10 protein-coding genes are annotated in these 11,251 nt (G+C 67.0%); 2 read left to right on the top strand and 8 right to left on the bottom strand.

Translation table 11 applies throughout. The annotated features are described in order from the left end of the window. Positions 1-19: 19 nt before the first annotated feature. Both clpB and CFB49_RS10125 read right to left on the bottom strand, forming a co-directional pair. Positions 20-2,617, bottom strand: a complete 2,598-nt coding sequence (gene clpB / locus CFB49_RS10120) for an ATP-dependent chaperone ClpB (RefSeq protein WP_069621246.1) — start codon at positions 2,615-2,617, stop codon at positions 20-22. 158 nt (positions 2,618-2,775) lie between these two features. Then, positions 2,776-3,294: an Rrf2 family transcriptional regulator gene (locus CFB49_RS10125; protein WP_069621245.1), complete on the bottom strand. Its 519-nt coding sequence runs from the start codon at positions 3,292-3,294 to the stop codon at positions 2,776-2,778. Positions 3,295-3,546: 252 nt separating this feature from the next. Here CFB49_RS10125 and CFB49_RS10130 point away from each other — a divergent pair, with 252 nt between their 5' ends. Then, on the top strand, positions 3,547-4,107 hold the full coding sequence (locus CFB49_RS10130) for a group III truncated hemoglobin (RefSeq protein WP_089491266.1): 561 nt from the start codon (positions 3,547-3,549) through the stop codon (positions 4,105-4,107). 72 nt (positions 4,108-4,179) lie between these two features. Here the strand turns inward: CFB49_RS10130 and CFB49_RS10135 are convergent, their stop codons facing one another. From CFB49_RS10135 to CFB49_RS10160, 6 genes are all read right to left on the bottom strand, one after another. Continuing rightward, the gene (locus CFB49_RS10135) at positions 4,180-4,656 is read right to left on the bottom strand and encodes a molybdenum cofactor biosynthesis protein MoaE (RefSeq protein ID WP_089491267.1); all 477 of its coding nucleotides are present in this window, start codon (positions 4,654-4,656) and stop codon (positions 4,180-4,182) included. A gap of 8 nt (positions 4,657-4,664) precedes the next feature. Further along, a complete protein-coding gene (gene moaD / locus CFB49_RS10140; protein WP_089491268.1) occupies positions 4,665-4,922 on the bottom strand; it encodes a molybdopterin converting factor subunit 1 in 258 nt (85 codons plus the stop codon). Between the two features lie 18 nt (positions 4,923-4,940). Next, on the bottom strand, positions 4,941-6,188 hold the full coding sequence (locus CFB49_RS10145; protein WP_089491269.1) for a molybdopterin molybdotransferase MoeA: 1,248 nt from the start codon (positions 6,186-6,188) through the stop codon (positions 4,941-4,943). A 246-nt stretch (positions 6,189-6,434) separates the two neighbouring features. Further along, on the bottom strand, positions 6,435-7,886 hold the full coding sequence (gene thrC, locus CFB49_RS10150) for a threonine synthase (protein WP_069617873.1): 1,452 nt from the start codon (positions 7,884-7,886) through the stop codon (positions 6,435-6,437). 10 nt (positions 7,887-7,896) lie between these two features. Then, positions 7,897-9,225, bottom strand: coding sequence for a homoserine dehydrogenase (locus CFB49_RS10155; RefSeq protein ID WP_069617872.1), 1,329 nt, complete (start codon positions 9,223-9,225; stop codon positions 7,897-7,899). A gap of 53 nt (positions 9,226-9,278) precedes the next feature. After that, positions 9,279-10,517: a pyridoxal phosphate-dependent aminotransferase gene (locus CFB49_RS10160; RefSeq protein WP_069617871.1), complete on the bottom strand. Its 1,239-nt coding sequence runs from the start codon at positions 10,515-10,517 to the stop codon at positions 9,279-9,281. Positions 10,518-10,821: 304 nt separating this feature from the next. Here CFB49_RS10160 and CFB49_RS10165 point away from each other — a divergent pair, with 304 nt between their 5' ends. Beyond that, positions 10,822-11,196, top strand: coding sequence for an Mth938-like domain-containing protein (locus CFB49_RS10165; protein ID WP_069617870.1), 375 nt, complete (start codon positions 10,822-10,824; stop codon positions 11,194-11,196). The last annotated feature ends 55 nt before the right edge of the window (positions 11,197-11,251 follow it).

Consider the following 11,251-nt stretch of genomic DNA (forward strand, 5'->3'; position numbering starts at 1 on the left):
CGCTGCCGACGGCAGGCGATCAGTGAACGACGCGGTCGAACACGAACTGGCCGTCGTTGACGTCGACCGGGATCACGTCCTTCGGACCGAAGCGGCCGGCGAGGATCAGTTTCGCGACCGGGTTCTCGATCTCCTGCTGGATCGCGCGCTTCAGCGGCCGCGCGCCGAACACCGGATCGTAGCCGACCTTCGCGATCTGCTCGAGCGCCGACGGCGACACGTCGAGCGCCATGTCGAGCTTCGCGAGCCGGTCGTGCAGGCGTGCGAGCTGGATCTTCGCGATCGACTCGATGTTGCTGCGGTCGAGCGCATGGAACACGACGACGTCGTCGATCCGGTTCAGGAACTCGGGGCGGAAATGCTGCTTCACCTCGAGCCACACCGCGTCCTTGATCTCGTCCTGCGGCGCACCCGTCATCGCCTGGATCACCTGCGAGCCGAGGTTCGACGTCATCACGATCACCGTGTTCTTGAAGTCGACCGTGCGCCCCTGCCCGTCGGTCATGCGACCGTCGTCGAGCACCTGCAGCAGCACGTTGAACACGTCCGGATGCGCTTTCTCGATCTCGTCGAGCAGGATCACGCTGTACGGCTTGCGGCGCACGGCTTCCGTCAGGTAGCCGCCTTCCTCGTAGCCGACATAGCCCGGCGGCGCACCGATCAGCCGCGCGACGCTGTGCTTCTCCATGAACTCGCTCATGTCGATGCGGATCAGATGCTCTTCCGAATCGAACAGGAACGACGCCAGCGCCTTGCACAGCTCGGTCTTGCCGACACCCGTCGGGCCGAGGAACAGGAACGAGCCGTACGGACGGTTCGGATCGGCGAGACCCGCGCGCGAACGACGGATCGCGTCGGCCACCGCGCTGATTGCCTCATCCTGGCCGACCACGCGCTCGTGCAGCTTTTCCTCGATGTGCAGCAGCTTCTCGCGTTCGCCCTGCATCATCCGCGACACCGGAATGCCGGTCGAACGCGACACGACTTCCGCGATTTCCTCGGCGCCGACCTGCGTGCGCAGCAGGCGCGGACGCGTCGGGTTGTGCTGCTCCTGCTCTTCGGCCTGCGTGACCTGCTTCAGTTGCGACTCGAGCTGAGGCAGCTTGCCGTACTGCAGCTCGGCGACCTTCTCCAGCTTGCCTTCACGCTGCAGGCGCGCGATGTCCGCCCGCACCTTCTCGATCTCTTCCTTGAGCTGCGCGCTGCCCTGCACCGCAGCCTTCTCGACGGTCCAGATCTCTTCCAGGTCCGCATATTCGCGGCCGAGGCGGTCGATCTCCTCCTCGATCAGCTGCAGGCGCTTCTGCGACGCTTCGTCCTGCTCCTTCTTCACGGCTTCGCGCTCGATCTTCAGCTGGATCAGACGACGGTCGAGCTTGTCCATCTCCTCGGGCTTCGAATCGATTTCCATCTTGATCTTCGAAGCGGCTTCGTCGATCAGGTCGATGGCCTTGTCGGGCAGGAAGCGGTCGGTGATGTAGCGATGCGACAGCTCGGCCGCGGCGACGATCGCCGGGTCGGTGATGTCGACACCGTGGTGCAGTTCGTACTTCTCCTGCAGCCCGCGCAGGATCGCGATCGTCGCCTCGACGCTCGGCTCGTCGACGAGCACCTTCTGGAAGCGGCGTTCGAGCGCGGCGTCCTTCTCGATGTACTTGCGGTATTCGTCGAGCGTGGTCGCGCCGATGCAGTGCAGCTCGCCGCGCGACAGCGCCGGCTTCAGCATGTTGCCCGCATCCATCGCGCCTTCGGCCTTGCCCGCGCCGACCATCGTGTGGATCTCGTCGATGAAGACGATCGTCTGGCCTTCGTCCTTCGCGATGTCGTTGAGCACCGCCTTCAGGCGTTCCTCGAACTCGCCGCGGTACTTCGCGCCGGCGAGCAGCGCGGCCATGTCGAGCGACAGCACGCGCTTGCCCTTCAGCGTCTCGGGCACCTCGCCGTTGACGATCCGCTGCGCGAGCCCTTCGACGATCGCGGTCTTGCCCACGCCCGGCTCGCCGATCAGCACCGGGTTGTTCTTGGTGCGGCGCTGCAGGATCTGGATCGAGCGGCGGATTTCGTCGTCGCGGCCGATCACCGGATCGAGCTTGCCCGCACGGGCGCGCTCGGTCAGGTCGACCGTGTATTTCTTCAGTGCCTCGCGCTGGCTTTCCGCGTCCTGGCTGTGCACCTGCGAGCCGCCGCGCACCGCGGCGATCGCGGCTTCGAGCGCCTTGCGCGTGAGGCCGTGCTGACGCGCGAGCTTGCCGGCGTCGCCCTTGTCGTCGGACACGGCGAGCAGGAACATTTCGCTCGCGATGAACGTGTCGTTGAGCTTCTGCGCTTCCTTGTCGGCCTGGTTGAGCAGTCCGGCCAACTCGCGGCCGATCTGGATGTCGCCGCCCGTGCCCGTCACTTGCGGCAGGCGCGAAATGGCTTCGTTCAGCGCGCCTTGCAGCGCCTGCACGTGAACGCCCGCGCGCGACATCAGCGAGCGGGCCGACCCGTCCTGCTGCGCAACCAGCGCCGCGAGCACGTGAACGGGTTCGATGTATTGATTGTCGCGGCCTGCCGCGAGGCTTTGCGCGTCCGCGAGTGCTTCCTGGAACTTGGTGGTGAGCTTGTCGATTCTCATTTGGTTGAGACCTCCAATTTTCGATTAACACCAAGATGAGGATGGTTATGCGGCTTTCAAGCGAAATTCGGGTTGATTCAGCGCAAAAAATGCCGGATACCCTGAAAACGGCCCGGCGGCGTGATGGGGTGGGCGCGAGGAGCCGCGGCGCCCGCGTGTCAGCGGGCCTTCGACGACGGCTCGGCGAGCGCCGGCGCCTGGTCCGGCGTCGGCGCGGCGCGCACGAGCGCGACCGGACGGATGCCGAGCAGCGCCGCGAGCGGGGACGCGGGCTCGGCCAGTTCGCCGAGCGTGTGACGATCGAGCTCCGCGAAGAACGCATCGCGTGCGGCCGCCAGCACGCCCTTCAGCCGGCACTGCGGCTCGATCGCGCAGCCGCGCGACTCGCCGCCGTCGGGCGAAAAGCAGCCAACCAGCGCGAAGTCGTTTTCGGTTGCCCGCACGACCTGGCCGACCGTCAGCCGCAGTGAGTCGGCGAACAGCCGTAGCCCGCCGTTGCGGCCGCGAACGGTGTCGACCCAGCCCAGCTCGCCAAGCTGCTGGACGACTTTCATCAGATGGTTCTTCGAGATGCCGTAGGCGTCCGAGATCTCCTGGATTGTCGCGAGCCCCTCGCCGCGCACGGCCAGGTACAGCATCACGCGCAGCGAATAGTCGGTGTAGTCGGTGAGTCTCATGAGCGAATACGGAAAATATCGATCGTGCCCCAATGATGTGAGCCGGGCCGATCGCGAGGTGCGTAGGGCCGATCGAGCGCCCTGCGGCGCGGCCCCGGGTTGCCGGGATCGGGCGCGCGCAATAAGATGCGTGATACCTACACGTTTTCCAGGGGTTACAGGACGTTATTTTGCGTCAAAATCCGGCCGGCGTCCTGCTCGTTGCCCGCGCCGGCGCCCCGTCGCTGCCCTGCTCCACCGGCCCTTTTTGTCATGACTGCCCTGCCCGCCTCGCCCGATACCGTACCGGCCCGCCCCCGCGACGCCGAGCCGACCGAAGACAATATCCGCGATCTCGTCTACGCGTTTTACGACCGCGTGCGCGCCGATCCACTGCTCGGGCCCGTGTTCGACGCGAAGCTCGCCGGCCGCTGGGACGATCATCTGCCAAAGATGGTGACGTTCTGGTCGAGCCTCGTGCTCGGCACCAAGGGCTATCGCGGCAACGTGCAGCAGGCGCACCAGCCGCTCGACGGCATCGAGCCGGCCCATTTCAGCCGCTGGCTGTCGCTGTTCCTGAACACCGTCGAAGCGCGTTATGCGCCGGCCGCGGCGATCCGTTTCATGGAGCCCGCGCTGCGGATCGCGCAGAGCCTGCAGTTGAGCCGGTTCGGCTGGGACTACCGGATTCCGCCCGAACAGCAGGCGCTGCTCGACGCGATCGCGCCGCGCCGCCGCGACACGGGCGAGGATCCGCACGCGTTGCCGTCGCGCGCCCGCGGCGAGCCGTTTCCGACGAAGATCGTCGCGCGCGGCGTCGACCCGGGCGCGTAACGCTTGTCACGCGCGACGACGGCGCACATGCGGCCCATCGCCGCATCGTCCGCGCGCCGCCCTCAGCCGTGCTCAGCGCCGCGTGTTGCCCGACTCGACGCCCCAGCGCGCGAGCGCGGCGTCGTCGGCACTGCGCGCATCGACCCAGCGCTCGCCGTCCGGCGTCGTTTCCTTCTTCCAGAACGGTGCTTCGGTCTTCAGATAGTCCATCACGAACTCGCACGACGCGAACGCATCGCCGCGGTGCGACGCGACCGTCGCGACCATCACGATCTGGTCGAGCGGCAGCAGCCTGCCGACGCGATGCACGATCGCGACGTCGATGCCCGGCCAGCGCCGGCCAGCCTCCGCCGCGATCTTCTCGAGCGCCTTCTCGGTCATTCCCGGATAGTGCTCGAGCTCCATCGCGGCAACCGCATCGCCTTCGTTGAGGTCGCGCACCGTGCCGACGAAGCACGCGAGCGCGCCGATCTTCGGGTTGCGCGCCCGCAATGCCGCCACTTCGGCATTCAGGTCGAAATCGTCGGTCTGGACTCGTATCGTCGCCATGCGCCGCCTCAGCCGCCCGTCACCGGCGGGAAGAACGCGACCTCGCAGCCTTCGGTGAGCCGCGTGTCGGGACCGGTCATCTCGTGGTTGCACGCCATGCGCAACGCGCGCCCTTCGGCGAGCGTGTCGGCCCACGCGCCGCCGCGCACGCGCAGCCACGCGCGCACGTCCCCGACGGTCGTCACGCTGTCCGGCACGTCGGTTTCTTCGTCGGCCACGCCCAGTGCTTCACGCACGCTTGCAAAAAATTTCAGCTGAATCTTCATGGTTCGGACGCCGCCGCGTTACGACAGCAATTCGGAAAATGGAATGAAACGCACGGTCTCGCCTGCGCTGATCGCGTGCTGCGGCGGATTGTCGATCAGGCCGTCGCCCCAGACCGTCGACGTGAGCACGGCCGAGCTCTGGTTCGGGAACAGGTCGAGGCCGCCGGCCGCATTGACGCGAGCGCGCAGGAATTCGTTGCGCCGGTCGCCCTTGCTCTGCGAAAAATCGGCACGCAGCGACAACGCGCGCGGCGCGACGTCGCGCACGCCGGACAGCCGCAACAGGAACGGCCGGACGAACAGCAGGAACGTGACGAAACTCGAGACGGGGTTGCCGGGCAGCCCGATGAAATGCGCGTCGTCGCGCTCGTCGCCGCGACGCACCGCGCCGTACGCGAGCGGCTTGCCGGGCTTCATCGCGATCTGCCACAGCGCGAGCCGCCCTTCGGCCTCGACGGCCGGCTTTACGTGATCCTCATCGCCGACCGACACGCCGCCGCTCGTCAGGATCACGTCGTGGTCGCCGGCGGCCTCGCGCAGCGTGTCGCGCGTCGCGGCCAGCGAGTCGGGCACGATTCCGTAGTCGGTCACGTGGCAGCCGAGCCGCTCGAGCAGCCCGCGCAGCGTGAAGCGATTCGAGTTGTAGATCGCGCCGGGCTTCAGCGGCTCGCCGGGCATCGTCAGTTCGTCGCCGGTGAAGAACACCGCCACGCGAATCCGCCGCGCGACCGACAGTTGCGCACAGCCGACCGATGCGGCGAGACCCAGCGCCTGCGGCGTGAGCCGCGTGCCGGCCGACAGGATCACCGAACCTTGACGGATATCCGCACCCTGCGCGGTGATCCATTCGCCGGCCTTCGGCGTGTGCAGGATCTCGACCGCGTCGCCGTCGGCCGACGTCTGCTCCTGCATCACGACGGCGTCGGCGCCGGGCGGCACCGTCGCGCCGGTGAAGATCCGCGCGGCCGTGCCGGCCGCGAGCGGTTGCGCCGGATGCCCGGCCGGGATGCGCTGCGACACCGGCAAACGCCGATCGCCGTGCAGCAGGTCGGCGACGCGCACCGCATAACCGTCCATCGCGCTCGTATGCATCGGCGGCACGTCGAGCGGCGAGCTCACGTCAGCTGCGAGCACGCGGCCGAGCGCGTCGAGCGTGGCGACGGTTTCGGCGCCGGGCAGCGGCTTCGCGGCATCGAGCAGCGCGGCGAGCGCTTCGGCGGTCGACAGCATCGGCGCGCGCGGCGCCGCGGGATTCGGGTTCGACATCGATGGAATCGGGGATCGTTGGATGCAATACGCCATTGTAGCGACGCCGCCGTGCGCACGCGCGATATGGCGCACATGCGAAGACTGTGATCGGCACGAGCCCGCAGGTCTGGCACTTGTTTCGCACCACATGCGAGGTCCGGGGCCAAAACCCGCGGGCCAAACGAAACGGCCGGAACCCCGATCCGTTCGACGAATCGGCATTCCGGCCGTCCTGCTCAACCGGGCCCGCGGCCCGGCCGTGCGTCATGCGCGCGTATGGGCGGCGATGAAGTCCTTCACCTGCTGCGCGTCGGCCTTCACGACCTCGAAGCGCTGCGGCAGCGCCTCGAGCCCGTCGAATGCGGCCGGCCGCTCGGCTTCGCGATCGAGCGCTTCGCGAATCGTCTCGCCGAACTTGATCGGCTGCGCCGTCTCGAGCACGACCATCGGCACGCCGGCCTCCAGATGCTCGCGCGCGACCTTCACGCCGTCGGCCGTATGCGTATCGATCATCGTGTCGTAGCGCGAGAACACGTCGCGGATCGTCGCGATGCGGTCGGCATGGCTGCTGCGGCCCGACACGAAACCGAATTCGGCGACGCGCGCGAAATCGCCGCTCGCCGCGAGATCGAAACCGCCCTTCTCCTCGACGTCGCGGAACAGTTGCATCACGCGCGCCGGATCGCGGCCGAGCAGGTCGAACACGAAGCGCTCGAAGTTCGACGCCTTCGAGATGTCCATGCTCGGGCTGCTCGTGTGATAGGTGTTCTCGGCGCTGCGCACGCGGTATGCGCCGGTGCGGAAGAATTCGTCGAGCACGTCGTTCTCGTTGGTCGCGACCACCAGCTTCGCGATCGGCAGCCCCATCATCCGCGCGATGTGGCCCGCGCACACGTTGCCGAAGTTGCCCGACGGCACCGTGAACGACACGCGCTCGTCGTTGGACTGCGTCGCCGCGAAATAGCCCTTGAAGTAGTACACGACCTGCGCGACGACGCGCGCCCAGTTGATCGAGTTGACCGTGCCGATCTTCTGCTGCGCCTTGAACGCGTGATCGTTCGACACGGCCTTCACGATGTCCTGGCAGTCGTCGAACACGCCTTCGACTGCGAGGTTGAAGATGTTCGGATCCTGCAGGCTGAACATCTGCGCCGTCTGGAACGCGCTCATCTTCTTGTGCGGCGACAGCATGAACACCCGCACGCCGGCCTTGCCGCGCATCGCGTATTCGGCCGCGCTGCCGGTGTCGCCCGACGTCGCGCCGAGGATGTTCAGCGCTTCGCCGTGCTTCGCGAGCGTGTACTCGAACAGGTTGCCGAGCAGCTGCATCGCCATGTCCTTGAACGCGAGCGTCGGGCCGTTCGACAGTTCGAGCAGCGACAGCGCCGCGCCGTGCTCGGCGCCGAGCGTCTTCAGCGGCGTGATGTCGGACGCGTTCTCGCCGTGGCGCGTGTTGCTGTACACGGCGGCCGTGTACGTGCGCCGCGTGATCGCGCGCAGGTCGTCGGCCGGCACGTCGTCGCAGAACTTCGACAGGATCTCGAACGCGAGATCCGCGTACGGCAGCGTGCGCCAGCGCGCGAGCTCGTCGGCGGACACCTTCGGATATTCGGCCGGCAGGTAGAGCCCGCCGTCCTTCGCGAGACCGCCGAGCAGGATGTCGGAGAACGTATGGCGCTCGCCGATGCCGGCGCCGCGCGTGGAGATGTAGTTCATGTCGTCAGCCTCAGTTCAGCGCTTCCATGCGCAGCTTCGTCACCTTCGACACGACGGTCGCGAGGCTCTCGATTTGCGCGATCGCCGCATTGACGTTCTTCTCGACCGTCTCGTGCGTGATCAGGATGATGTCGGTTTCGCCGTTCGCGCCGTCGATCTGCTCGGACTCCTTCTGCAGCAGCGCGTCGATCGAGATGCCCGATTCGGCGAGGATGCGCGTGATCGCGGCGAGCACGCCGGTCTGGTCGGCGACGCGCAGGCGCAGGTAGTAGCCGCTCGTCACTTCCTCGATCGGCAGGATCGGCGTATTCGACAGGCTGTCCGGCTGGAACGCGAGATGCGGCACGCGATGCTCGGGGTCGGCCGTATGCAGGCGCGTGACGTCGACGAGGTCCGCGACGACCGCCGATGCGGTCGGCTCCGCGCCCGCGCCCTTGCCGTAATACAGCGTCGTGCCGACCGCGTCGCCGTGCACGACGACCGCGTTCATCGCACCCTCGACGTTCGCGAGCAACCGCTTTTCCGGGATCAGCGTCGGATGCACGCGCAGCTCGATGCCGTTAGCGGCGCGGCGCGCGATGCCGAGCAGCTTGATCCGGTAGCCGAGTTCTTCCGCGTAGCGGATGTCGGTCGCGTCGAGCTTGCTGATGCCCTCGACGTACGCGCGGTCGAACTGCACCGGCACGCCGAACGCGATCGCGCTCATGATCGTCGCCTTGTGCGCGGCGTCGACGCCTTCGATGTCGAAGGTCGGATCGGCTTCCGCGTAGCCGAGTTCCTGCGCGGCCTTCAGCGCGGTCGCGAAGTCGAGCCCGCGGTCGCGCATTTCCGACAGGATGTAGTTCGTCGTGCCGTTGATGATGCCGGCGATGTACTGGATGCGGTTCGCGGTCAGGCCTTCGCGCAGCGCCTTGATGATCGGGATGCCGCCGGCGACGGCCGCCTCGAACGCGACCATCACGCCTTGCTCGCGCGCGGCTTCGAAGATCTCGGTGCCGTGCACCGCGAGCAGCGCCTTGTTCGCCGTCACGACGTGCTTGCCGTTCGCGATCGCGCGCAGCACGAGCTCGCGCGCGATGCCCGTGCCGCCGATCATCTCGGCGATGATCGCGATCGACGGATCGTCGACGACCGCGTTGAAATCGTCGGTGATCTGCGCGGTGCCGGCGTGGGCGCCGAGCGCGGCCTGCGCCTTGGCCGGGTTGCGCACGGCAATGCGCGCGACCTCGATGCCGCGCCCCGCGCGTCGTTTGATTTCTTCCTGGTTGCGGTGCAGCACCGTGAAGGTGCCGCTGCCGACGGTGCCGAAGCCCAACAGGCCAACTTTGATCGGTTCCATGCTGCGTGTGATCGATGAGTAAGAAGTAGTGAGTTCCGTGTGGCCCTGCCCGCTCAGACCGAATGGCGCTTGCGGTAGCCGTCGAGGAAGCGTGCGATCCGGTTGATCGAATCGGTCAGGTCGTCGAGGTTCGGCAGGAAGACCACGCGGAAGTGGTCCGGCGTCGCCCAGTTGAAACCCGTGCCCTGCACCAGCAGCACGCGCTCCTCGAGCAACAGGTCGAGAATGAACTGCTGGTCGTTCTGGATCGGGTAGAGCTTCGGGTCGAGGCGCGGGAACATGTACAGCGCGGCCTGCGGCTTCACGCAGGTCACGCCCGGGATCGACGTCAGCATGTCATACGCGAGTTCGCGCTGCTTGTACAGGCGCCCGCTCGGCACGATCAGCTCGTTGATGCTCTGGTAGCCGCCGAGCGCCGTCTGGATCGCGAACTGGCCGGGCACGTTCGCGCACAGGCGCATCGACGACAGGATGCCGAGCCCTTCCAGGTAATCCTTCGCGCGCCGGCGGTTGTCGCCGCCGAGGCCCGACACGGCCATCCAGCCCGCGCGATAGCCGCACGACCGATAGCTCTTCGACAGGCTGTTGAACGTGACGGTGATCACGTCCTCCGACAGCGCACCGAGCGCCGTGTGCTCGAGGCCGTCGTAGACGATCTTGTCGTAGACCTCGTCCGCGAACACGATCAGCCCGTGCTGGCGCGCGATCTCGAGCAGCTCCAGCAGCAATTCGTCGGAATAAAGCGCGCCGGTCGGGTTGTTCGGGTTGATCACGACGATCGCCTTCGTGTTCGGCGTGATCTTGCTGCGGATGTCGTCGAGATCGGGCATCCACGCGTTCTGCTCGTCGCACACGTAGTGCACGGGCGTGCCGCCCGACAGGCTCACGGCAGCCGTCCACAGCGGATAGTCGGGCGCGGGCAGCAGCACTTCGTCGCCGTCGTTCAGGAGCGCCTGGGTCGCCATCACGATCAGCTCGGACGCGCCGTTGCCGATGTAGATGTCGTCGAGGCCGACGCCGACGACGCCCTTTTCCTGCGTGTAGTGCATCACGGCCTTGCGCGCCGAGAACACGCCCTTCGAATCCGAATAGCCGGACGACGCCGGCAGGTTGCGGATCATGTCCTGGATGATTTCGTCCGGCGCGTCGAAACCGAACGGCGCGAGGTTGCCGATGTTCAGCTTGATGATGCGGTGGCCTTCTTCCTCGAGGCGCTTCGCGTGCTCGAGCACCGGGCCACGGATGTCGTAGCAGACGTTGAGCAGCTTGTTCGACTTCTGAATCGGTTTCACGACGACACGGTTCCTGGATTGGCCTTGCGGCCGGGGGGACGGGATCAAAACTGGAAAGCGGCCGGTCTGTGCACGCTGTCTAGACTGGGAAAAAGCGGCGGTCGGACGCGGCTTGTGGCGACGCACGACGCAAGTGGCGCCCGCAGGCGGCCAAAAAGTTATAATTTAGCGGATTTTGGCCGACTTTCGCAATGCACCATAGCCGCGCCGGGCCCGCGCCGTCGGGCGTCCGCGCGCGAAACCGGCCCGCCGGGCCCGTACGGCCCGGCCAACCCATTCCCCTACGGAACCGCGGAATACCGATTTGAAACTGCACCAGGACACGAGCGGCGCGCTCAACACCGTCACCGGCTACGGCCCCGATTATGTCGACGTCAATCTCGAACGCCATGAAACGAGCGTCATCGTGCTGCCCGGCGCGCCGGTCCAGGCCTGGCCCGTGTCGTCGTTCGACGCGCTCGCGCCCGAGCATTTCGCGATGCTGCTCGACCCGACGCCCGAACTCGTGATCTTCGGCAGCGGCGCGCGGCTGCGCTTCCCGCACCCGCGGCTCGTCGCGGCGCTCGCCGCGAAGCGGATCGGCGTGGAGACGATGGATTTCCAGGCCGCCTGCCGCACCTACAACATCCTGATGGCCGAAGGCCGCAAAGTCGCCGCCGCGCTCTTAATTGAACGTTAATCGCCGATGCGGTAAAACACGGGCCGGCGCAGCGGGTCGATCCCCGGATCGCCCG

It is taken from the genome of Burkholderia sp. AU17457, from assembly GCF_002223255.1.
Lineage (GTDB): Bacteria > Pseudomonadota > Gammaproteobacteria > Burkholderiales > Burkholderiaceae > Burkholderia > Burkholderia sola.

Coding starts and splice junctions, on each gene's coding strand:
- clpB (WP_069621246.1), bottom strand. CDS start 2,617: ATGAGAATCGACAAGCTCACCACCAAGTTCCAGGAAGCACTCGCGGAC.
- CFB49_RS10125 (WP_069621245.1), bottom strand. CDS start 3,294: ATGAGACTCACCGACTACACCGACTATTCGCTGCGCGTGATGCTGTAC.
- CFB49_RS10130 (WP_089491266.1), top strand. CDS start 3,547: ATGACTGCCCTGCCCGCCTCGCCCGATACCGTACCGGCCCGCCCCCGC.
- CFB49_RS10135 (WP_089491267.1), bottom strand. CDS start 4,656: ATGGCGACGATACGAGTCCAGACCGACGATTTCGACCTGAATGCCGAA.
- moaD (WP_089491268.1), bottom strand. CDS start 4,922: ATGAAGATTCAGCTGAAATTTTTTGCAAGCGTGCGTGAAGCACTGGGC.
- CFB49_RS10145 (WP_089491269.1), bottom strand. CDS start 6,188: ATGTCGAACCCGAATCCCGCGGCGCCGCGCGCGCCGATGCTGTCGACC.
- thrC (WP_069617873.1), bottom strand. CDS start 7,886: ATGAACTACATCTCCACGCGCGGCGCCGGCATCGGCGAGCGCCATACG.
- CFB49_RS10155 (WP_069617872.1), bottom strand. CDS start 9,225: ATGGAACCGATCAAAGTTGGCCTGTTGGGCTTCGGCACCGTCGGCAGC.